The sequence below is a fragment of the Rufibacter aurantiacus genome (assembly GCF_017916345.1).
Taxonomy (GTDB): Bacteria; Bacteroidota; Bacteroidia; order Cytophagales; family Hymenobacteraceae; genus Nibribacter; species Nibribacter roseolus.
Genome location: NZ_JAFMSV010000004.1, coordinates 671,293 through 692,283, shown reverse-complemented (window position 1 = coordinate 692,283; position 20,991 = coordinate 671,293). Strand labels below are relative to the sequence as shown.

The 20,991-nt window shown below is 54.6% G+C and carries 17 protein-coding genes and 2 tRNA genes; 8 read left to right on the top strand and 11 right to left on the bottom strand.

Annotated features, from left to right (window positions below):
- Positions 1 to 229: 229 nt before the first annotated feature.
- Positions 230 to 1,183, top strand: coding sequence for a phosphodiester glycosidase family protein (locus tag J3P34_RS17725; RefSeq protein WP_210489944.1), 954 nt, complete (start codon positions 230 to 232; stop codon positions 1,181 to 1,183).
- Positions 1,184 to 1,290: 107 nt separating this feature from the next.
- Here the strand turns inward: J3P34_RS17725 and J3P34_RS17720 are convergent, their stop codons facing one another.
- Positions 1,291 to 1,599, bottom strand: a complete 309-nt coding sequence (locus J3P34_RS17720; RefSeq protein ID WP_066830613.1) for an ArsR/SmtB family transcription factor — start codon at positions 1,597 to 1,599, stop codon at positions 1,291 to 1,293.
- A 104-nt stretch (positions 1,600 to 1,703) separates the two neighbouring features.
- Between J3P34_RS17720 and J3P34_RS17715 the strand changes: the two genes are divergently transcribed.
- A complete protein-coding gene (locus tag J3P34_RS17715) occupies positions 1,704 to 2,777 on the top strand; it encodes an anhydro-N-acetylmuramic acid kinase (RefSeq protein ID WP_210489943.1) in 1,074 nt (357 codons plus the stop codon).
- Positions 2,778 to 3,295: 518 nt separating this feature from the next.
- Entirely contained in the window at positions 3,296 to 4,522 is a 1,227-nt protein-coding gene (locus J3P34_RS17710; RefSeq protein WP_210489942.1) for a Glu/Leu/Phe/Val dehydrogenase dimerization domain-containing protein, read from the top strand.
- 174 nt (positions 4,523 to 4,696) lie between these two features.
- Here the strand turns inward: J3P34_RS17710 and J3P34_RS17705 are convergent, their stop codons facing one another.
- Positions 4,697 to 5,065, bottom strand: coding sequence for a hypothetical protein (locus J3P34_RS17705; protein WP_210489941.1), 369 nt, complete (start codon positions 5,063 to 5,065; stop codon positions 4,697 to 4,699).
- A gap of 72 nt (positions 5,066 to 5,137) precedes the next feature.
- Between J3P34_RS17705 and J3P34_RS17700 the strand changes: the two genes are divergently transcribed.
- Positions 5,138 to 6,250, top strand: coding sequence for a mechanosensitive ion channel family protein (locus tag J3P34_RS17700; protein WP_210489940.1), 1,113 nt, complete (start codon positions 5,138 to 5,140; stop codon positions 6,248 to 6,250).
- 277 nt (positions 6,251 to 6,527) lie between these two features.
- On the opposite strand, the gene J3P34_RS17695 is transcribed toward J3P34_RS17700, so the two are convergent.
- Together J3P34_RS17695 and J3P34_RS17690 are read right to left on the bottom strand one after the other, a co-directional pair.
- Positions 6,528 to 7,352 carry a tellurite resistance TerB family protein gene (locus J3P34_RS17695; protein ID WP_210489938.1) on the bottom strand — a complete coding sequence of 275 codons (825 nt, stop codon included), beginning with the start codon at positions 7,350 to 7,352 and terminating at the stop codon, positions 6,528 to 6,530.
- Positions 7,353 to 7,467: 115 nt separating this feature from the next.
- Positions 7,468 to 8,643, bottom strand: a complete 1,176-nt coding sequence (locus J3P34_RS17690; RefSeq protein WP_210489937.1) for a serine hydrolase domain-containing protein — start codon at positions 8,641 to 8,643, stop codon at positions 7,468 to 7,470.
- 394 nt (positions 8,644 to 9,037) lie between these two features.
- Here J3P34_RS17690 and J3P34_RS17685 point away from each other — a divergent pair.
- Together J3P34_RS17685 and J3P34_RS17680 are read left to right on the top strand one after the other, a co-directional pair.
- Positions 9,038 to 9,112, top strand: a tRNA-Val gene (locus J3P34_RS17685).
- An 83-nt stretch (positions 9,113 to 9,195) separates the two neighbouring features.
- A tRNA-Val gene (locus J3P34_RS17680) sits at positions 9,196 to 9,270 on the top strand.
- 95 nt (positions 9,271 to 9,365) lie between these two features.
- Here J3P34_RS17680 and J3P34_RS17675 read toward each other — a convergent pair.
- Positions 9,366 to 10,529, bottom strand: a complete 1,164-nt coding sequence (locus J3P34_RS17675; protein ID WP_210489936.1) for a vanadium-dependent haloperoxidase — start codon at positions 10,527 to 10,529, stop codon at positions 9,366 to 9,368.
- Between the two features lie 587 nt (positions 10,530 to 11,116).
- On the opposite strand from J3P34_RS17675, the gene J3P34_RS17670 reads away from it, so the two are divergent.
- Both J3P34_RS17670 and J3P34_RS17665 read left to right on the top strand, forming a co-directional pair.
- Positions 11,117 to 12,154 (top strand): sensor histidine kinase, encoded by a 1,038-nt coding sequence (locus J3P34_RS17670; RefSeq protein ID WP_210489934.1) that lies wholly within the window; start codon positions 11,117 to 11,119, stop codon positions 12,152 to 12,154.
- The gene (locus J3P34_RS17665; RefSeq protein WP_210489933.1) at positions 12,147 to 12,842 is read left to right on the top strand and encodes a LytR/AlgR family response regulator transcription factor; all 696 of its coding nucleotides are present in this window, start codon (positions 12,147 to 12,149) and stop codon (positions 12,840 to 12,842) included. The genes J3P34_RS17670 and J3P34_RS17665 overlap by 8 nt, the downstream gene beginning before the upstream one ends.
- A 55-nt stretch (positions 12,843 to 12,897) precedes the next feature.
- Here J3P34_RS17665 and J3P34_RS17660 read toward each other — a convergent pair whose 3' ends face one another.
- From J3P34_RS17660 to J3P34_RS22270, 6 genes are all read right to left on the bottom strand, one after another.
- The gene (locus J3P34_RS17660; protein WP_210489932.1) at positions 12,898 to 13,710 is read right to left on the bottom strand and encodes a hypothetical protein; all 813 of its coding nucleotides are present in this window, start codon (positions 13,708 to 13,710) and stop codon (positions 12,898 to 12,900) included.
- A 99-nt stretch (positions 13,711 to 13,809) separates the two neighbouring features.
- Positions 13,810 to 15,126 carry an efflux RND transporter periplasmic adaptor subunit gene (locus J3P34_RS17655; RefSeq protein ID WP_210489931.1) on the bottom strand — a complete coding sequence of 439 codons (1,317 nt, stop codon included), beginning with the start codon at positions 15,124 to 15,126 and terminating at the stop codon, positions 13,810 to 13,812.
- Positions 15,123 to 16,478 (bottom strand): heavy metal-binding domain-containing protein, encoded by a 1,356-nt coding sequence (locus J3P34_RS17650; protein WP_210489930.1) that lies wholly within the window; start codon positions 16,476 to 16,478, stop codon positions 15,123 to 15,125. Before J3P34_RS17650 ends, J3P34_RS17655 begins: the two co-directional genes overlap by 4 nt.
- Positions 16,456 to 17,709, bottom strand: coding sequence for a TolC family protein (locus J3P34_RS17645; protein WP_210489929.1), 1,254 nt, complete (start codon positions 17,707 to 17,709; stop codon positions 16,456 to 16,458). The genes J3P34_RS17650 and J3P34_RS17645 overlap by 23 nt, the downstream gene beginning before the upstream one ends.
- Positions 17,696 to 19,588: an efflux RND transporter permease subunit gene (locus tag J3P34_RS22275; RefSeq protein WP_210489928.1), complete on the bottom strand. Its 1,893-nt coding sequence runs from the start codon at positions 19,586 to 19,588 to the stop codon at positions 17,696 to 17,698. Before J3P34_RS22275 ends, J3P34_RS17645 begins: the two co-directional genes overlap by 14 nt.
- Positions 19,581 to 20,858 carry an efflux RND transporter permease subunit gene (locus J3P34_RS22270; RefSeq protein ID WP_210489927.1) on the bottom strand — a complete coding sequence of 426 codons (1,278 nt, stop codon included), beginning with the start codon at positions 20,856 to 20,858 and terminating at the stop codon, positions 19,581 to 19,583. The genes J3P34_RS22275 and J3P34_RS22270 overlap by 8 nt, the downstream gene beginning before the upstream one ends.
- Positions 20,859 to 20,991: the final 133 nt, after the last annotated feature.

Genomic DNA, 20,991 nt, shown 5'->3' with positions numbered 1-20,991 from the left:
GGGCAACCACAAGGGATTACCCCTGCAATCGTTTTCTGCCTCCTTTCAAAAAAACAAGGCACAAACAGGAAACTTAGTTAATTTCACTCGCCATTGTTGGTGTTATCACCAACAATCCATTCGGCGTCTGCTACTCCCAAAAGGAAACCACCAAATCCATTTTAAGCCTGTTTTCTTGAAAAGGGGCCCTAAACAGAAAACATCACCGGCTACGCTTTATCTTGGCGCCATGAAAAAGCTGCTCCTCGTCCTCTCCCTGGCTTTATTGTCTTTCCCAAGCCTTGCGCAAGTGAAATGGTCTCCTTCCCCAACGCACCAAGCAGGGCTGCCGACCTCAGTGAAAGTGTTTACTACATCAGACTCGCTGGATGGTAAGCCGTTTAGAGCCTATTACTTGGAAGCAGACCTCAAAGACCCCAAACTGGAGATCGTGGCCAGGGTTGGCAACGGCCAGCGCTTTACGCCCAAGCAGTACTATGAGCAGGAAACCGGCAACGTGCTGGCAGTAGTGAACACCACCTTCTTCTCCTTCGCAGACAACAGCAACCTGAACCTGGTCATCAACAACGGGAAAGTTCTGGCTATGCAAGCGCCAGTGTGGCGAAAGAACCCCAACGGCACTGATACGCTCACCTATTATCCTACCACCGGCGTCATCGGGTTCTTCCGCAACCGCACCGCCGATGTGGCTTGGGCATACAATGTGGGCAAGAAGAAGAAAACCATGGAACTGGCGGCACCTTATGCTGCCGGAACCAATGGACAGCCGGCGCCGGCACCTTCCAGGCGCACCGCCAGGCACATGAAACGCTGGAAACCGCAAACCGCCGTAGGTGGCGGGCCGGTGCTGGTGCAGGATGGCAAAGTACATGTCACCGCTCAGGAAGAGATGCGCGGCGGCGCCAGTTTCATCGGGCCCAATCCGCGCACGGTGATGGGCTATACCCCAGACCAGAAACTGATTATCTTGATGGTGGAAGGTCGCAACAAAGGCATTGCCGAGGGGGCCAGTTTAGACCAGTTGGCCCAACTGATGGTGAGCCTGGGCTGCCGTGAGGCCGTGAACCTTGACGGCGGTGGCTCCAGTGCGCTGTACGTTAAAGGAAAAGACACCATCAAGCCCTCAGACAAAGAAGGCCAGCGGCCGGTGCCGGCCGTGCTGGTGCTTAAATACAAGGAGTAGGGAAAAGCCTAAAAAATTAAAACCGTTTCTGGCCTACTTTCTTGAAAACAGGCTGGAAACGGTTCCGGGGATACTTACTTGACGGGGGAAACTAGCAGAAAGGAATGTTACAGGTCGCCGCAACACTCCTCCAGGCAGTCAATCACATCAATCAGCTTAGGGATGGAGAGAGAATAATAGATCTTGGTGCCAACCTTGAAAGACGAGAGCACCCCCTTGTCTTTCAGCGTGATCAAGTGCTGTGAGGCAATGGCTTGCGGTAAATCCAGGTATTGGTAGATCTCCGTCACAGTCATCTTGTCTTCCTTACCCAGAAGATCCACGATGGCCAACCTTTTTGGGTGCGCCAATACCTTCAGCATTGAGGCAGCCTTATCAATCTTCTTAGATTCCACTCTGGATAATAAACTTTTCATAAGGACACACAAAAATCAATACTACAATAGACGCGTCTCCGCGCCTTTAAACCCGCCCTGCAACCCGTTTTGCTTCATACCTGAACATTACGTTACTTTAACGCATGGCGACTTACCATGTTATAGGTATTATGTCGGGCACTTCGTTAGACGGAGTTGACTTGGCTTATTGCAGATTTACGTATAATGATGACAATTGGATATATAAAATACTTAATACTGAAACAGTTCCATATTCAAATATTTGGGAACAGCGCCTGGCGGGCCTCACGGAGGTTTCTGCCGCTGAAATAATCGCCACAGACCGCGCCTACGGGCACTTTTTAGGAGAGCTGACCAAAGACTTCGTGGCGAAAAATAATTTGGCGGTTGACTTCATCGCCTCGCACGGCCACACGGTTTTCCACCAGCCCCAACTGCACATCACGTTCCAGGTGGGCAGCGGCGCCTACCTGGCCGCCGAGGCCGGTCTGCCTGTGGTCTGCGACTTCAGAACCCTGGACATTGCCCTGGGCGGACAAGGCGCCCCGCTCGTACCCATCGGGGACCGATTGCTGTTCTCTGAGTATGATTTCTGCCTGAACCTGGGCGGCATCTCCAACATCTCGCAGGAAGGCCCAAATCACCGCGTGGCGTTCGATATCTCCTGCTGCAACATGCTCCTGAACCCCCTGGCCGAGCAACTGGGCCAGCCCTACGACAAAAACGGAGACCTCGCCCGCACTGGCCAGTTTGACCAGACCCTCTTCGATCAACTCAACGAGCCCGCCTATTTCACGGCTCCTTTCCCCAAATCAATAGGAAAAGAGTGGGCCGATACCCATAGCCTAAAAACGCTGCAAGCCTCTACCGCCACAGTAGAGGACAAATTGCACACCGCCTGCCACCACATCGCCTGGCAAATAGCCCAATCGGTAAGGCGCTACACGCCTCAGGGCCGGGGCAAACTGCTGCTTACTGGCGGAGGCGCCTTCAATTCTTTCCTGGTGGAGCAGATCAGGTACTACCTGGGCCCCAACTTTGAGGTAGTAGTCCCCGAGCCCGAGCTTGTCAACTTCAAAGAAGCCCTCATCTTCGCTTTCCTGGGCGTGCTGCGCTGGCGACAGGAACCCAACTGCCTCCGCAGCGTCACCGGCGCCCGCCACGACAACTGCGGCGGTGCCATCTACTGGAACTGAGTTCCGGGGCTGTTTTAGGGAAATAGGCACAAAACGTTATTCTGAGGCTCTCGCCTCACGGAAGTTGCAAACTGCCGGTCATTTTGGGTCCAAGTCACAGACTTGAACCATGCTAAATATAGAAGACCTCACAATATAGGAGACCTCACAGGTTTTCAAATCCTGTGAGGTCTGAGGCGTTCCTAACAGTGTATTCCCTTTTCCAGCCTTTCGGTGGAGCGCCTTGTCAGGTTCCGGTGCCGTAAGGCATTGCGACTGAAAGGAGCAAAGGAAGCTGGCGCAGCGCGAGACCGGAAGGCGGGGCCTCGCGGCCGTGAGCGCACGGAGGGAAACGATGAAACAATAAAGCTCATGCACTCACGCAAACTGCAGTACCACGCCAGCACAAGCGTACTACAATTGCACAAAGCAACCTTCAACCCAAGTTCCCCTATATAGCGTCAGCAAAACTTAAAATTCCCATTAGGCTAACAAGCGTTATGCCGTACCTTTGCGGGAGAACGCAACCCCAAACCTTTATGAAAGACCTCCTCGCCAAATTTGAGAACAAGCGCCCTGAAATCGTTTTTGAGTGGAAAGATGCTGAGACCGAAGCCGAGGGCTGGGTGGTCATCAACTCTTTAAGAGGCGGGGCAGCCGGCGGAGGGACGCGTATGCGCAAGGGCCTGGACAAGCGCGAGGTGGAGTCGCTGGCTAAAACCATGGAGGTGAAATTCACGGTTTCCGGTCCAACTATTGGCGGCGCAAAATCGGGGATCAACTTTGACCCGGCAGACCCCAGAAAGCAGGGTGTGCTGGAGCGTTGGTACCGGGCGGTGTACCCGTTGCTGAAGAACTACTACGGCACCGGCGGTGACCTGAACGTAGACGAGATCCATGAGGTGATTCCCATCACGGAGGAATACGGCCTGTGGCATCCGCAGGAAGGCATTGTGAACGGACACTTTAAGGCCACCGAGCCGCAGAAGATAAACAAACTGGGCCAGTTGCGCCAAGGTGTGAGCAAGGTGCTGGAAGATGCCCACTACTCCCCTTCCCTTTCCCGCAAATACACCGTAGCTGATATGATCACGGGATACGGCGTGGCCAAGGCGGTAGCGCATTATTATGAACTATGGGGCGGCGAACTGCAAGGCAAGCGCGCCATCATCCAGGGTTGGGGGAACGTGGGCGCGGCAGCCGCTTACTACCTGGCGGCAGAAGGTGCTAAAATTGTGGGCATCATAGACCGCGTGGGCGGACTCATCAAAGGAGAAGGCTTTTCTTTTGACGAGATCAACGCTTTGTTCCAGAACCGGGTGGGCAACACTTTAACGGCCGATAACCTTCTCTCCTTCGAAGAAACGAACAACCGCATTTGGGATCTGGAGGCCGATATTTTTATTCCGGCGGCGGCATCCCGGCTAGTGTCTACTGAGCAGATTGAACGCATGAAGCAGCACGGCCTGGAGGTGATTTCCAGCGGGGCCAACGTACCATTCAAAGACCCGGAGATTTTCTTCGGGGCTACGGGCGAGTTCGCTGACCAGCAGGTGTCCGTCATCCCGGACTTCGTGGCGAACTGCGGCATGGCACGCGTCTTTGCCTACCTCATGGAGCAGGACGTGGAAATTACCGATGAAGCCATCTTCACCGATATCTCCCGCACCATCCGGCAGGCGCTGGAGAAAGCCCATGAGCGCAATCCAAAGAAAACCGAGATCGCGAAGACCTGCTTTGAAATCGCTTTGAGCCAGTTGCTGTAAAGACCTGAACAGGCCAACCAGCGCATCTGCTGCCTGGCTTAGAATCATAAACAAACACCCTAGCCGTTTTACCTTTGATTTCACAAAATCGGGTTAAAAACGGCTGGGGTGTTTGGCATTTAAATCATAGCATGACAATCCTTTCAGAAGAGGATTGTGCCCAAGCTTTTTTTCTTACTGCTTCTTGAAGCCGGCGGCCAGCAGTTTAGCTACGTCCTGCTCCGCCACCCTTACTTTGAAGGTGCGGCCGGTAGGGCATGAACAGGCGGCACAGGTGATCAGGTCGGCAGGGGCCGGTGTCATGCCCACCTCCAGCACCGTTAATCCCTGGTCCTGCACGTACTTTTTCACGCAGACCTTTACGTCTGGGTTGTTGTTGCAGTAACCCCAAGGGTTATTGTTGCATTGCAGCTCGCTGTAAACTAGCCATTGCCCCGTGGAAATGCCACCGCCCTCTTCCGCGGCCTCAGATGGCATCTGGCAGGCCACCGCATTGAGAAACAGGCCCAGGGCAAAAATCTGGAATAAGATTTTTCGTTTCATAGATTTGCTGGTTCATTTACAAGATGACCCTTGCACCCGTGTTTTGGTTGCAGGCCGCTTTAACTTTTATAGATGCAAGAGCAAGTTTCAGATATCCTTAAGTTCGTTTTCCTGGGCAACACCGTGCAGCAGTACCTCATTTTTGTGGGCATTATGCTGTCTGGCTTCCTATTCAAAACCGTAGTCTCGCGGCTGCTTTCCACCATTCTCTTCCGCGGCATCATCAAGCGCATCAACCAGGATGTGACCAAAGAAGAGTTCAAGCGCCTGCTGGTGACCCCGCTGGAGGTGCTAGCGTTCCTGGTGTTTCTTTACATCGCCTTTGACCGGCTCAACTATCCGCCGGAACTGGGTTTGCCAGGCAAAGAGGAACTGGGCCTCAAGCGTATTCTACAACGCATTTACAGCATTTTCCTTATCTGCTCGCTTACATGGGTGATCCTGCGGCTGGTAGATTTCATCGGGATGATGTTCTCTAAACGTGCAGCCCGCACACTCTCCAAGCTGGACGACCAACTGGTGCCGTTCTTCGTGGATTTTTCCAAGGTGATCATCGTCATTATCGGGTTCTTCGTGATCCTGGGCACGGTGTTCAAGGTGAACGTGGCGGGCTTGGTGGCCGGTCTGGGGGTGGGTGGTCTGGCCATCGCGTTTGCCGCCAAGGAAAGCCTGGAGAACCTGTTGGCCTCCTTTACCATTTTCCTGGATCACCCCTTTGTGGTAGGCGACCTAGTGCAGGTAGGCGAGATTACCGGCACCATTGAGAAGATCGGCTTTAGAAGTACCCGCATTAGAACGCTGGAGAAAAGCTACGTGACGCTGCCCAACAAAAGCATGATTGACAAGCCCCTGGACAACCTTACGCTGCGCACCTTCCGGCGGGTGAAATTTGACCTCACGCTTACCTACAGCACCACCTCAGAGCAACTCAAAGCCATTGTGGCCGATATCCAGCACCTCATTGACGCTTATCCGCGCACAAACCAGGATGGCCGCGTGCGCTTCTTCAACCTGGGTCCGCACTCCAAAGACATCATGGTGCTCTACTTCATTGACACCCTGGACTACGACCAGTACATAGACGTGAAAGAGGAAATCAACTACCAGATTGTGGAGATCGTGGAAAAACACGGCGCGGAGTTCGCTTTCCCAACGCAAACGGTGTACATGAAGCAGGAAGCGTAGGAGATTTGGGGATTGGGAAATTTGAAGATGTGAGGATGGTTTAATGTAGGGGCACCCTTGTGGTTGTCCTAGCCCTGTAGCACCACCTCGTTACAGTGTAACGAGGCTACATTTTAATCCTGTAGCGACGTTACACTGTAACGTCGTACGCATTGCCACTTTGCTTCACGACTTTGTTATTATCACCACCAATGGCGAAATAAAGAACCCTTGTTTCAGTGCCGATTTCCAAAAATTGACACTGAAACAGGGGTTCTGCTTTTATCTGGAAATCAGCTTACCAGCCGGTGCCTCTGCGGCCTCCGCCTAGGATACCACCCAGCAGACCGCCTAAGCCGCCGCTGCCCATGCCGCTGCCGTAACCTCTTCGGCCGCCCAGGCCACCCAGGATAGAGGCCATAGAGCCCAGGCCGCCCATCCGGCCACCGCCGTACATGCCGCCGCCCATCATACCGCCACCTAACAGACCACCAAGCAAGCCTCCCAGGCCTCCGCCCATGCCCATACCGCCTCCCATCATGCCACCACCGTAGCCATGGCGGCGGCGGTTCATCATGCCGCTGATGACCATGGGAGCCAGGATACCCAACATGCCGGTCACCATGCCTGGGGAAATGCCCGAGTTCTTGAACATATCCCCGAAGCCGCTTTTACTCATGAAAGATTGCGAGGTAGGGTCTTCGCCTTGCTGTTGTGCCTGGTTGGCCTTGTCCACAAACTGGTCCAGGATACTGAACTGCTTCTGGTCAATGCCCAGGTATTTGCCTATCTCGGCAATGCGCTGCTGCTCATCGGCGGTGTATTCCCCGTCAGATTTCGCGAAACTGATGATGTCAGTAATGAAAGAAAAGCGCAGCGGACTGCCTTTGAGTACATCCAGGCAGCGTTGCAGGCTTATCTGCGAGGGGTTCTTGGCGATGGAGACTACTTCCTGCTGCAGGTTTTCGGGCAACTCCGCGGCCTCGCCCAGCAACTGCAGAAAGGCTAGTTCTTCTTCTGACACATGCCCGTCTGCCGAGGCAATGGTGGCCAGCGCACCCAGATAGGCGCCTTTTTCCTGATCTGAGTACTCCTTGAGAAGCGTGGTGGGTTGTTCAGCCATAGTTTTTTTGCGTTGGTGTAGAATAACACAAACGACAAGGCTAAAAACGAGTTGGCGTTTAAGGGATGTTTTCTCTAAAACAGCCCCTAAACACCAACCTGGTACTATCTCTTTTCTACTGCTTTACCGCCGCTATGATGCGCTTGAAGAACTCATCGCCGTTGGTGCCGTGCCAGCGCCAGACCACCACCAGGTCATGCTCCGGGTCTACCCAGATGGTGTTGGAACCGGCGCCCAAAGCCGCAAAACTGGTGGCCGGTGCGTTGGGCCATTGTTTTTTCTGGGTGTTCAGCCACCAGAGGTAACCGTAATCTGGCCCGTGCGGACCGGGGGTGGTGGCTTCCTTCACCCATTCTTTAGACACGATCTGTTTGTTTTTCCATTTGCCCTGCCGCAGGAACAGGTACCCGAAGCGGGCTTCGTCGCGGGTGTTGATCCAGAGGCCGCCGCCCCAACGCGTGCCGCCGCTCACGCTGGGCAGCTGTTTGCCGTCCACGTCCACCACAGAGTTCCGGTACGGCAGGTACTGCCAGGTCTCAGAGGCGCCAATAGGATCCATGACTTTCTCCTTGAGCACCTGCGGCAGGGGCTTTTTCCAGAGCCGCAGCAAAGACAGAGACATCCGGTTAATGCGCACATCGTTGTACTCATAGAAGGTGCCGGGCTCCTTCAACTCGCGGGGTTTACGCTCGCCGCTGCCAAATTCCTCTTTGCCTACAAAGGTGTGCGTCTTCCCGAAGAGCTCTCCCTCCCACTCGCTCGTCTGTTGGGCGTGGTGCTGCCAGGTAATCTTGCGGTTGTGCTCAGAGTCGTAGCCCCCGTCTTTAATGTATTGGCCCACCGGATCGTGAATGTCCTTGATCATGCCCTTGTCCACCGTGATGCCCAGGATGGTTGACAGAAAACTCTTCGCGATGCTGTAGGTTGGGTCCACGCTTTTGGTTTCGCCCCACTCGGCCACAATGTAGCCGTGCCGCAGAATGATGCCGTTCGTGCCCGCCCGGCTAGAAGGGATAGGCCCCAGCAGTTTCCCGAAAACTTCTTCCTGGTTGGAGAAATCACGCGGCCACTTAGTTTCCTGGGTCTGGGCGTACAGCACCGCCTGCGCCAGCAACTCGGGGTCCATGCCTATCTGCTCAGGGGTACGCTTTTCCCAAGCATCGCCTTTCTCCGGGTAGTAGACTTTCGCGTTCCCCGATGTGCTTTTAGAAGTAGTGGTACCGGTATTGCTCTGGCAGGCGAAGAGGCCCAGAAATACCAACGGGAGCCACGGGCGGAAATACTTTTTCATGAAGGCAGGTGCGTTCGTTTTCAGCTTGTTTTCGGGAAAATACGACAAAAACGGTTCACTCCTCTTTTCGGCCCAAAGGTAAAATCAGTTCACTAGGCGGAGGTCATGGCTTGCTCCAGGCCTGAAAACCTGTGCCACTAAGTTCGACTCTAGTCAGGTTTTGCCAGCCTTTACCCAACTACCGCAGACATGAACAGACTTTTTCTCCGTCTTATCATTCTCTTTAAAGAGTGAGTAGCTTCCTGCAAATGAATATTTTACCTCCGCTTTCCGTCTCAGGCGCCCACCTGTCGCATAAATTTTTATCTACTTTTTTGGGCCAGCATTTGGTGATTAAAATTCTACCTGCCATATTTGCATCATCAAACGGAGACAACAGGTCTTCTACCGATAAGGGATGTTAGCTCAGCTGGTTCAGAGCATCTGCCTTACAAGCAGAGGGTCGCTGGTTCGAATCCAGCACGTCCCACTAAGGAAAACCTCTCCTTCTAGAGAGGTTTTTTTATGGAAAGATTACCCTTGAGGACACACGGTCTTCAACACCACAAGTTTGGGATGTTAGCTCAGCTGGTTCAGAGCATCTGCCTTACAAGCAGAGGGTCGCTGGTTCGAATCCAGCACGTCCCACTTAAGTAAAAAGCACTTATCAGGTTCGCCTGGTAAGTGCTTTTTTGTTTTATGGCTATTTTATGGCTTTTGCCCTCAAACTGAGTTGCGGCAGCTCATTTCCCTTTCCAACTCTTCAGGCTCACTGACCCTTGCTTTTGCATCAGGGTTTCCACCACGTATCTGCCCAGTTCTCGGCCCATGGCCAGGCCTACCTCATTGTCTGACCGGAAGTGGATGCCGGCGTAGAACCTTGAATCGGCGCAGTCTTTGGCTAGTTTCCGAAAATGTTCTGCATCGGCGGGGAAGAAGTAAGACAGGATCCCGCATGACGTGGAGGCCGCGGCGGCGTGGCCCGATGGATAACCAGGGAAGGGCGGCGTGGAGATCAGGGGCTTGTAGGTGGAGTCATACTGGTTGGGCCTGACGCCCCAGTAGGCGTACTTGGCATCCATAATGGCGATGGCTGCGTCATGGTAGCCGGTACTCAACACACAGTAAATGCGGGCTGCTGCGGGGGCGTCATCCTGCAGGCGGTACTCAAACATTTTCTTGCCGGCCAGATCGGTCCAGAGGTCTCCGCTGTTAGCCCAGAAGTAGGCGGTGGCGGCAGATTTGAACGTCTGCTTGAATTCTTTCATCTCCTTCATGTCGGCGGCGAAGTCTGGGGGAGCGGGTGGCCTGAACTGGCTAGCCGACTTCAGCACCAGGGGCACATAGGAAACCAGGTTGATGCCCACCGGGTACTTGCCGGTCCACTTCTTAGGGTCTTTGTTCATTTCACCCTTCCAAACCGTGGCCGAGCCGTCCTGCTTCGCCTTTTCTATAACCTGCTTGGCTACCTCTTCGCCCAGTTTCCAGCCGGCTTCCACATCGCTGGGGAACTGCACGCCCGCATCTATGCGCGACTGGGCCGCGGCCCGCCCCAGCTGCAGAATGGAATCGGCTTTGGCAGGGAAGAAATAGGCCAGCACGTGGGCGGCCGCGGCGGCCGTTACCGTGTGCTCACAGGGGTAAGAAAAAGTTTGTGGTGCATTGATGGCAGGCTTCAGCGAAGGGTCTACCTGGTGGGGACGTTTCCTTTGGTATTTGGCTTTCTCGCGCCAGGCCAGCACCGTGGCGTCATAGATGGCCATGTTCATCCACGCTGAGGGCATCCTTAACGCTACCTCAAACTTCTGGGCGGTTAACTCGGGCACCAACTGGTTCCAGCGGTAGGCCGGGGCGCCCGCATCCCAGTATTTGATCGTCTTCATTTTGGTCTCGTCAAGTTTAGCCACGCGCTGTTTAACGGTGCGCAGTTCAGCTTTTAACACCGCTGAAGAAGGGGGCGGAAGTACGGTTATTTGCTGCTCCCTATCCACCAACCAGGTATTCCAGTTGGCTGCCTCATAACCTGGAGACTGGGAGAAACACGGAAAGAACACCCCATTGGCGAAGAACAGGGTAAAAAATAGGAGCCTAAATTTTCTTTGAGGATTTGTGAGGTGCATAATGGTTAGACTAAATGAGTTGGGCTAAAAAGTTTGCGCAGTTTGACTCCGTTTTTACATATAGAAACTTATATATTGAAACGGATTCCTGATGATCAGCTGGAGCTCCCGGGGATGATGACACAAGGATATACAATAAAACTGAAGGCAAAAGCGGCCGTCAACAGACAGCACGCTTTGGTCAACAAACAACGTTTTTAAGCCGATTAGCAGAAAACAGCCCCAAAACAAAAGAGCGTATTTCTAAATAAGGAGAAGCGTTCGGAACACAGCCCATTGACCTTGACCGGTTGTCTGTGCGCGGCAAACCACCTTCTATAGACAGCCATAAGAACGGATTCAGATTTACCGAAATAAATCCCATAATTAGCAGCATGAAGAAAACACTGGATAGAAAGCGGGTGACACTCTATGCGGGCATAGGGCTGGTCTTTCTGTTGCTCTGGCTGTTTTCTGATCTGGCCAAGAACCCCGATTCCTTTGGGCAAAGGGCGCTGAATAACATTTGGCGGGTGAGTTATGTGGTGGTGCTCAACTACGTGCTGTTTGAGTTTACCCTGGCCCGGGTAAGCTGGAAAAGGATCTTCAGCTCGCTGTTTCTCTTTGTGGCCCACGTCATGCTGTACTCCTGGGGCTTGTATGCCTGGCGGTTCATAGGCATCCAGCTGGGGGTTTACACTGCGTTGAAGACCTTTCCCTCGGCGGAGGCAGGGGCCACGGAGCAGATGGGGTTCAGCGTAATGTCTATCTTCTTCTTCGGGGTGATCAGGCACATTTATGACTTTATCCAACTGAAGCATGCTGCCCAGCAACTCCGCATTGAAAAGCAGGAGGCAGAGCTGAACTACCTCAAGTCGCAGACAAATCCGCACTTTCTCTTCAACACCCTGAACAACATCTATTCCCTGGCCCGCGATAAGTCTGATTTGGCTCCGGAGTCCATCCTGCGGCTTTCTAAGATCCTGCGGTTTATGCTCTATGAGGCCGGCGGCTCTTTTGTAGCCATAGAACAGGAATTGAAAATCATCAGCGACTACCTCGCCCTGGAGCAGCTGCGCTATGATGAGACTTTGCGGGTCAATTTCAACTATGACGTGGAAGACATGAAGCAGGCCTTACCGCCATTATTGCTCATGCCGCTGGTGGAGAATGCGTTCAAACACGGCGTGTCCGAGACCCGAGATCAGCCCTTCGTGGACATCCATTTATCCGTGAACAAGCGGCAGTTGGTGTTTATCGTAAAGAACTCTACGGAGGCATCGTCAGAGGAAAGGCCGGTGAAAGAGAACATCGGGCTTTCTAACCTCAGGCGGCAACTGGAACTGCTTTACACAGATTACAGCCTTTCTGTGCAACCCGGTGACTATGTGTTTACGGCAACTTTGAAAATAAACCTCGCCAGCCATGTCTAACATCAAGTGCATCATAGTGGAAGACGAGCCCCTGGCCGTGAAGGTCCTCGCCGATTACGTGTCGCAGGTGCCGTTCCTGGACCTGCAGGGAACCTTCAAAGACGCAATCCTGGCCACGGACTACCTGCGTGACCACGCCGTGGACCTCATCTTTCTGGACATCCACCTGCCTAAACTGAAAGGAATGGCTTTCCTGAAAACGCTCGCGAATCCGCCTGAGGTCATTATCACCACCGCCTACCACCAATACGCCGTGGAGGGTTTCAACCTGAACGTCACCGATTACCTCTTAAAGCCCATTGAGTTTGAGCGGTTTCTGGTAGCGGTTAATAAAGTAAAAACCGCCCATAAAGATAAACCGGGCACTCCTGCCCTTCCCCAGGAAGCCAAAGATTATCTGTTCCTGAATGTGCAGAAGAAGAAGGTGAAAATCCTGTTCTGTGATATCCTGTACATAGAAAGCCAGAAGGAATACATCAAACTGGTCACTACCAAAGGAGAATACCTTTCCAAGATGAGCACGCATGAGATTGAGTCTCTACTGCCGGCTCATCTTTTCAAAAGGATTCACCGCTCGTTCATTGTGTCTAAAAACAAGATAGACTCTTATACCATGGAGGAGGTGGAGGTGAATGGCGTCTCCATCCCTATCGGGCGGGGCTACCGAGATGTGCTGGCGGAACTGTAATGCTAAGTCCCACTCTTGTAACAAAAACCAATACCTGCTATAGCTGAAAAGCGGTTTACACCCGGTGGCTGCCAGCCTTCTTTTTCACTTTCCGCATGGCAGAAGACGAGACGAAGTAAAGCACAAACCCAGACAGGACCGTTATCAGCCCGAAAAACGAAAAAGCCTTTAAAAGCAAATTCCCTATGTTATCGCGGGTTTGGAAATCCATGGTGTGCAGCATCCAGAGGAAGTCAAACATGCGCCACTGGTTGTGCCGGATGGCCTGGAAAGTGCCCAGCTCCGCAGAGACATACACCGTGCAATTGGGTTCGCTGAAAGTAACAGCCCAGGCGGGCAGAGGCTTCTCGCGGTATTCATGGTGGCCACCCACCTCGGTGAGGTACTCTACTTTCTCCACCTGGGCTGGTGCCACTACGTTATTTAGGGCAACCTGCACCGCAGTCTCCTTGTTGAGTGGCGCCATTAATTGGCCTGTTGTGGCATTGGCCAGTTGCACCTTGCTGCTGGCGCCTGCGTGTCCGCCGCCGTGCGCGTCACCTTGCTGGGCATTTTGGGTAGTATCTTCCTTGGAGAAGTAGCGAATCTGGTATGTGGGCAAACCCAACACCTCCACCAACTGAATGGAGTTGATAGAATCCACAGCGGTAGTGGCCTGTAGTTCCCTCAGGGGTATTTGCGGGGAAACCAGGTTCAGGGCGGCGGGCAGATACCTTTTCTCTTTCCGGAGGTGATCGCCGTGCACCTTGTCTATGTCATTCCAGCTAAAGTACAAGCCGCCCAAGGTCCAGAAAAGGAACTGAATGCCCAGAATAACCCCAAAATAGCGGTGGAACTTCCGGATATAGTAATGCCTGCTTCTTACCATACCGGCAATTTACGACAAGAGACAGATTAGCCGCAGCGTCCATCATTTTTATGGCTGTTTTCTGAAAACAAGCCCTAAAACGACTTTGCTTTTGCGTGGTTAGTGGTTGTGCCCGGCCATGGGGTCTGAGCCTTTCTTCAGCACATATTCACTGTAGAGCAGGTAGGCGCCCGTCACCACCACGGTGTCTTTCTCGGTAAGGCCGCTGTTAATGGCCACTTGGTTCGCACTTTCCTTGCCCAGGGTCACCATTCTGGAGGCAAACGTATTCTTGCCCCTCTGCACCCAAACGTGCGCCCCTTTGGAGTCCCGGATCACCGCATCCAGCGGCAAGGTCAGGGCCTGGTTTGCAGCCGCCGGCAACGTGATAGTGGCCTGGGTTCCCGGAATCAATCTTCCCTGCGGATTGGGTAAAGCAACCCGTGCCACCACTACCTGGCTGTTCTGCCGGAACTCAGGGTTGATGAAAGATATTCTGGTTTTGATGGGAGAAGTGGCTCCGGGCACGGTGACTTCCACCTGCGTGCCTACCTTCAGTTGGTTTGCTTCCTGCGCGTACAGCTCCGCCTCGGCCCAGATACTCCCGAAGCGGCTCAGCCGGTACAGCGGACTTCCTTCAGCCACGTACATTCCCTCGGCGGCGGAGATCTCCGTCACGGTGCCCGAGGTGGGCGCCACAAACGTGATGCGGGTGTCAAACCGGCGGGTACGGCCAATGCGGTTGATTTGCGCGTTGGTAAGACCCGATAGCTGCAGTTTTCTTTTGGCAGCATTCAGAATGGAAGCAAACTGTTGCTCGCCGGGGAAAGCCTTCACCTGGTCCAGTGCCAGCAGGTATTCCTGCTCCAGCGTGAGCAACGTCTCGCTATATAGGTCATAGAGCGGTTGCCCTTTGCGGATGGGCTGGCCCGTTTCCTTCACGTACAGCCTTTCAATGCGACCCGCCGCCCGGCTGCTGATCAGATCGGCCTGGGTCTGGTCCACCACCAATCTTCCCGTAAGCACCGTATTGCTGCCCACTTGCCCCATCCGGGCCGGGCGTGTGGTTATGTTGCCCAGTTGAATTTGGTTATCGCTGAGCATGATGCTTTCCGTTTTAGGGCCGTTTTTCTGATTTTGCACCGGAACTAAGTCCATCCCGCAGATGGGGCATGAACCCGGCTTGTCCTCTACAATCTGCGGGTGCATGGGACAGGTATAGGAGCTGGCCGTTTTGGCCTCGGTTTTCTGTTTTTGGACCGGAACCAGATCCATGCCGCAGACCGGACAGGAGCCGGGCTCGTCTTCCACTATCTGGGGGTGCATGGGGCAGGTGTAGGTGGTGCCCGCCTCGGCGTGCTGGTGCTCGTCTTTTCCGGTACAGCCCACCACAAAGACGGCCAGCAACACGAAGAATAGGTTCTTTAAAGTTCTCATTGGTTATTCTCCTCCACCCTGATAAAGCTTTCACTGTCTACCAGGAACTGCGCGTTAGCGGCAATCACATCCTGCGCGGTCAGCCCTTGTACAACTTCCACCCGTCCGTCGGCGCGCTGGCCCACCTGCACGGAAACCGGTTTAAACACCCCATTGACTTTGAGGAAAGCCACAGACTGGGTACCGATGTCCAGCACGGCTTCTTTGGGCACCCACAAGGCCGAACCAGTGCTGTAGCTGGTTTTTCCGGTGATGACCTGTCCGATCAAAGCGGAATTCCCCTGCGCCGGTAAGGAAGCCCGCACCCGGGCAAAGTTCTCATTCGCCTCGAAAACCGGCTCCACCAGGTTCACGGTAGACTGCAGCGTTTTCCCCGGCAGTTGGTTGAAAGTGATGGTCACCGGCGTTCCCTTTCTGAGCTGATTCACCAAATTGCTAGCCACGTTGAACTGCGCCCACACCTGCGAGGCATCTACCACTTTGAGCAGCGCCTGCCCAGTGGTCACGTACATCCCCTCCCGAATGGCGAAGCCTCCACCCTGCCCTGGTGCCGAAGGGGTGCTTGCGCCGGGCGCTGCCCCTCCTGCGGGAGCCGCACCGCCCCCCATGCCGCTCATCCCATCTCCTCCACCCGCAGACGCGGCAGCAGAAGGAGCCACGGTTGGCGCTGCGTTAACAGCAGGGTCAAGCACGTAGCCCGTGTAAGGACTGAACACCGGGAAAGTATAAGACTCTCTGCCCGTTCTGGCCAGTTGCTTGATCTGCGCTTCGGTGACGCCTAAGAGCCGCAGCTTTTGCCGCGACCCCGAGATAAGCGCCGAGTTGCCGGGGTCATTCTGCAACAGGTAAAGGAGTTCTTTCTGGGCGGTCACCAGTTCGGGGCTGTAGATATCGTAGAGCCGTTGGCCTTTGCGCACCGGTTGGTAGTTGAATTTAACGTACAGTTTTTCAATTCTTCCCCCAAAACGCACCGGGATGATGTACTGGCGCCGCGTGTTATAGGTCACCACGCCGTTCATGGTGATCTCATTCTCCACCTGCTCCTGCACCGGGTGCGTGGTTTGGATGGAAGAAATCACCGTCTGATTCGCGGGTTGCAGCAGGTAGTTCAGGTCGGTTGGCACGACGGTGGCTGGCGCATCTGCGGGTTGTTTGGCCACCAGGTCCATGCCGCAGATGGGGCAGGAACCGGGTTTGTCCTGCACAATCTGCGGGTGCATGGGGCAGGTGTATTCCATGGCGTGGACGGCTGCTTCGGTTCCCGCGCCGTGCTTGTCTTTGCAGGCCGAGAAAAAGAACGGCAACAGCAGGATGAGCAACCCTATCAGCTTATTTCTCCAGTTCTTTCTCATAGTTCACACCAATCAGGTAAAGCTGTTCCAGGTTGTTGAGGTATTCCATTTGGGCCATGTTCAGGGCTTCCCAGGCGTCAATGACCAGGGGCAGCTGGCTTGTGTTCTGCTCGTAGCTCAGGAGCGTGGTTTCATAGTTGCGCCGCAGCGCCGGAATAATCTTCTTCTCGTAGTTCTGCACCTGGGTGCGTTTGGCCTGCAGCTCCAGCCCCATGCTGGCCACCATGTTGCGGGCCTCGTTCAACAGGTTTTCGCGGCCCTTCTGCATGCCTTGTATCTCCAGGTTCATGGCCTTGAGATTGGACTTGTACATTTTTGAAGACCAGGGCGCGATGGGAATGGAGACCATACCCATAAGCGTGTACACTTGGGGCATCATCTTGTCGCGGGGCATCATGTTCTCAAAACGTACCCCAAACTCCGGCTTGCGTTCCATGTTCTCCAGCCGTAGGTTGAGTTGCATGGACTCAATGGTGCGGTCTATCTGGCGCACATCGCTGCGGGCGGTGCTCAAAGCTGCGGTATCCGGTAAGGGCAGCAACTCCGGAGTCTGCACGGTAGTGTCTATCCTGAAACGGGTTTCGGCGGGCAGATTCATAAGCATGTTCAGCTGGATGTTCTTTAGGATGATCTCGCTGTCGGTCATGGTGAGCATGTTTTCCACTTCGCCCAGGCGGCCTTCGGCTTTGTAGATACTGCCCAGCGAGCTTTGGTTATAAGGGTAGCGGACCTTGCTCAGCTTGAGCATGAACTGCATGATGCGCTGGCTTTCGCGCAGCACCGACTTTTTCTTCTCCAGCACCACCCACTGGTAATAGGCGGTCTTGGCCTGCGCCCTGAACTGGTTCATCATCACCTGGTGCTGTTCTTCTTCTATGGAGGCCCTGGATTGCAGGTACTTTTCCTTGGCCTTCAGCTTCGCCGGATTGGGAATGTCCTGTTCAATGGCGGTCATCAGCATGCCTTTATCGCGGTCTTCCATCACCGTCTGGCCCGGGTACGGCACCATGAACACCCCTGCACCCACCATGGGCGCCATCCAGCTTCGGGCACCTTTGGCGGATTCTTTTATCGCCTGGGTTCGCAGATCATGCTCCTGCAACATGAGGTTGTTGAGGTGCACGGTATGGATAACGGTTTCCAGGGTATACACCTCCTGGGCCCTGGAACTGAGCGCTGGCAGCAGCAACAGGCCGGCTAAAAGGTAGTTCTTATAATTAATGCTTAACATCGTAGATTTCTAGTTTGCCGTGTTTCTTCAGCTCGTACTCTTTGGTCATTTCAAACACCACGGGGGTCACCAGCAGGATGTGGATGGACGAGGAGAACACCCCGCCAATCAAGGGTAGCACAATGGGCAGCATCACATCGGTGCCCACGCCGGTAGCCCACAGAATGGGAATCAACCCGAACAGCGAGACAGAAACAGTCATGATTTTGGGGCGCAACCGCTTGGCCGCCCCCTGGAACACATATTCCCGGATATCCTGCTTGCTGATCGTCTGGCTGGAGTTGCCTTTGAGAGCAACCAGCTCGTTCATGGCTTCGTTCAGGTACACCACCATCAGCATGCCCGTCTCCACCGCCATCCCGAACAAGGCAATAAAGCCCACCGCCACGGCTACGGACAGGTTGATGCCGTAGAAGTACACAATGAACACGCCGCCCACCAAGGCAAAAGGAATGGTGATTAGGTTGAGCAAGGCCTCCTTGAAGGATTTGAAGGAGAAGTACAGAATCAGGAAGATGATGAGGAGCACCAGCGGGATAATGATCTTCAAGGTCTGGTTCGCCCTGAGCTGGTTTTCCCACTGCCCGCTCCACTCCAGGTGGTAACCATTGGGCATGCCCGTCACCTGCTGATTGATGGTGTTGATGGCTTCCTGCACGGTGCTGCCCAGATCGCGGTCCCGCACGTTGAACAACACGGCTCCGCGCAGCTGCGCGTTCTCCGAGGCGATCATGGGCGGCCCATCCACAAACCGGACATCGGCCACGGCCGAAAGCGGCACGGTTCCCGCTGTCCCGGATTGGATAGGGATGCGGCGGATGCGGTCCAGGCTGTTGCGGTACTCCTGGGCCAGGCGCAGGTTAATGGAGAAGCGTTGGCGGCCCTCAATGGTGTTGCCAATGGTCATGCCTCCTAGCGCCGACTCCACAATGCTGTTCACATCATCCACCGACAGGCCGTAGCGCCCCAGTTCCTCGCGCCGGGTCTGGATCTCCAGGTACCGGCCGCCGGTCACCGGCTCAATGTACAGGTCCTTCACGCCCTCCACCTTTTGCAGGGCATTGCGCACTTTCTCGGAAACCGCGGCAATGGAATCCAAGTTTTGTCCGTAGACCTTCACGCCTACATCCGTCCGGATGCCGGTGGCCAGCATGTTGATGCGGTTGATGATGGGTTGTGTCCAGCCGTTGATCACACCCGGGATCTGCAGTTTTTGGTCCAGTTCCGCGATGATCTGGGCTTTGGTCATACCCTCGCGCCACTGGGACTGCGGTTTGAGCTGGATAATGGTCTCAATCATACTGATAGGCGAGTTATCCGTGGCGGTGCTGGCCCGGCCGGCTTTGCCCAACACCTGCTCCACCTCGGGCACCGACTTGATGATTTTGTCCTGCACCTGCAGAATGCGTTTGGCCTCGGCGTTGGAGATATCGGGCAGGGTGACGGGCATGAACAGGATGGAGCTCTCGTCCAGCGGCGGCATGAACTCAGAGCCCAGGCTCATGAGCATGGGAATACTCACCAGCAGCGCCAGCAGGTTCACCCCGATGGTGGTTTTTCGCCATTTGAGGCACCAGCGCAGAATGGGGGCGTACACCCGCTCCAGCCCACGGTTGATGGGATTGGCGCTCTCGGGTTTGAACTTGCCTTTGAGCAGCAGCGACAGCAGCACGGGCGTCACGGTGATGGCCACAAAGGCATCCACAATGAGAATGAAGGTCTTGGTCCAGGCCAGCGGACTGAACAGTCTCCCTTCCTGCCCCGTGAGCAAAAACACCGGCAAAAAGGAGGTGATTATGATGATGGTGCTCCAAAACACGCTGGGGCCCACCTGCCTGGAGGCTTTCTCTATGATGGTCAGTCGCGTTTGCTTATCCATTTTCTTCGGTTTGTTGGGCATCGGCTAGATGCCGGTAAGCGTTCTCCACCATCACAATGGCGTCATCCACAATCACCCCAATAGAGAGGGCAATACCCGTGAGCGACATGATGTTGGAGGTGATATCAAAGACATTCAACAGGATGAACCCGATGGCCACGGATAAAGGCAACTGGATGATGATGATGAGGGCACTGCGCCAGTGGAAGAGGAACAGAAACACAATGGCCGAGGCTACCAGCATCTCCTCTATGAGCGTGGTTTTGATGGAGTCCACCGATTCATTGATCAGCCCGCTGCGGTCATAGACAATGTTGAACTTCACGCCTTTGGGCAGGCCCGTAGACACCTCCTCCATTTTGGCTTTCACATTCCGGATGACCTCGTCGGCGTTCTCACCGTAGCGCATGACCACGATGCCGCCCACCGCTTCGCCCTCGCCGTTGAGGTCAAAGATGCCCAGGCGGCTCTCGCCCGTCATCTGCACAGTGGCAATGTCGCGCACGCTCACCGGGATGGTGTTCTGCGTGGCGATAGGGATGTTCTCTATTTCCTCGGTTGACTTAAGATAACCGGTGGTTTTGATGATGTACCCGATGTCGCTCATCTCAAACTTGCGGCCGCCGCTCTCGTTGTTGTTGGCCCTTACCGCCGCCATGACCTGAGGCACCGACAAATTGAAATAAGTGAGTTTATTGGGATCAAGGGTAATCTGGTACTGTTTCTGAAAGCCCCCAAATGAGGCGATCTCGCTCACGCCCGGCACGTTCTGCAGCGCAAATTTCACGTACCAGTCCTGTACGGCGCGCTGCTCGCCCAGATCCATTCCCGAGGCGTCCAGCGTGTACCAGAGGATGTGGCCCACGCCTGTCCCGTCCGGTCCCAGGGTGGGGATGGCGCCCTCGGGGAGCAGGCGGTTGGCGTAGTTGAGGCGCTCCAAGACCCGTTCTCGGGCCCAGTAGATATCGGTCTGGTCCTGGAAGATGATGTAGATGAAACTCATCCCGAACATGGAGACGCCCCGCACATATTTCACCTGCGGCATGCCCTGCAGGTTGGTCACCAGCGGGTAAGTCACCTGGTCTTCAATAATCTGCGGACTGCGGCCCATCCACTCGGTAAACACGATCACCTGGTTCTCCGATAGATCCGGGATGGCGTCTACCTTGCTGGTGGTCACCGAATATACGCCCCACCCGAACAGACCGGCCGCGATGAGCAGCACAATCACCCGGTTCCGGAGCGAGAAAGAAATTAAGTTGCCTATCATAGAATGATGGAATTATCCTGCCGGCGCCACGGCTCCCGTTGCCCAAGCCCTAGGGCGTTCTGAGCCTGTTTTGATGGAAACAGGCTCAAAACAACCGGGCCGGCCTGGAGCTTGGGAAGCCACTGGCGCCTGA

Excerpts from the sequence above, each read along its gene's own strand:
- J3P34_RS17700 (WP_210489940.1), top strand. The coding sequence starts at position 5,138 with ATGCAAGAGCAAGTTTCAGATATCCTTAAGTTCGTTTTCCTGGGCAAC.
- J3P34_RS17695 (WP_210489938.1), bottom strand. The coding sequence starts at position 7,352 with ATGGCTGAACAACCCACCACGCTTCTCAAGGAGTACTCAGATCAGGAA.
- J3P34_RS17720 (WP_066830613.1), bottom strand. The coding sequence starts at position 1,599 with ATGAAAAGTTTATTATCCAGAGTGGAATCTAAGAAGATTGATAAGGCT.
- J3P34_RS17650 (WP_210489930.1), bottom strand. The coding sequence starts at position 16,478 with ATGAGAAAGAACTGGAGAAATAAGCTGATAGGGTTGCTCATCCTGCTG.
- J3P34_RS17660 (WP_210489932.1), bottom strand. The coding sequence starts at position 13,710 with ATGGTAAGAAGCAGGCATTACTATATCCGGAAGTTCCACCGCTATTTT.
- J3P34_RS17705 (WP_210489941.1), bottom strand. The coding sequence starts at position 5,065 with ATGAAACGAAAAATCTTATTCCAGATTTTTGCCCTGGGCCTGTTTCTC.
- J3P34_RS17725 (WP_210489944.1), top strand. The coding sequence starts at position 230 with ATGAAAAAGCTGCTCCTCGTCCTCTCCCTGGCTTTATTGTCTTTCCCA.
- J3P34_RS17670 (WP_210489934.1), top strand. The coding sequence starts at position 11,117 with ATGAAGAAAACACTGGATAGAAAGCGGGTGACACTCTATGCGGGCATA.
- J3P34_RS17715 (WP_210489943.1), top strand. The coding sequence starts at position 1,704 with ATGGCGACTTACCATGTTATAGGTATTATGTCGGGCACTTCGTTAGAC.
- J3P34_RS17645 (WP_210489929.1), bottom strand. The coding sequence starts at position 17,709 with ATGTTAAGCATTAATTATAAGAACTACCTTTTAGCCGGCCTGTTGCTG.
- J3P34_RS17655 (WP_210489931.1), bottom strand. The coding sequence starts at position 15,126 with ATGAGAACTTTAAAGAACCTATTCTTCGTGTTGCTGGCCGTCTTTGTG.
- J3P34_RS17665 (WP_210489933.1), top strand. The coding sequence starts at position 12,147 with ATGTCTAACATCAAGTGCATCATAGTGGAAGACGAGCCCCTGGCCGTG.
- J3P34_RS22270 (WP_210489927.1), bottom strand. The coding sequence starts at position 20,858 with ATGATAGGCAACTTAATTTCTTTCTCGCTCCGGAACCGGGTGATTGTG.
- J3P34_RS17690 (WP_210489937.1), bottom strand. The coding sequence starts at position 8,643 with ATGAAAAAGTATTTCCGCCCGTGGCTCCCGTTGGTATTTCTGGGCCTC.
- J3P34_RS17710 (WP_210489942.1), top strand. The coding sequence starts at position 3,296 with ATGAAAGACCTCCTCGCCAAATTTGAGAACAAGCGCCCTGAAATCGTT.
- J3P34_RS22275 (WP_210489928.1), bottom strand. The coding sequence starts at position 19,588 with ATGGATAAGCAAACGCGACTGACCATCATAGAGAAAGCCTCCAGGCAG.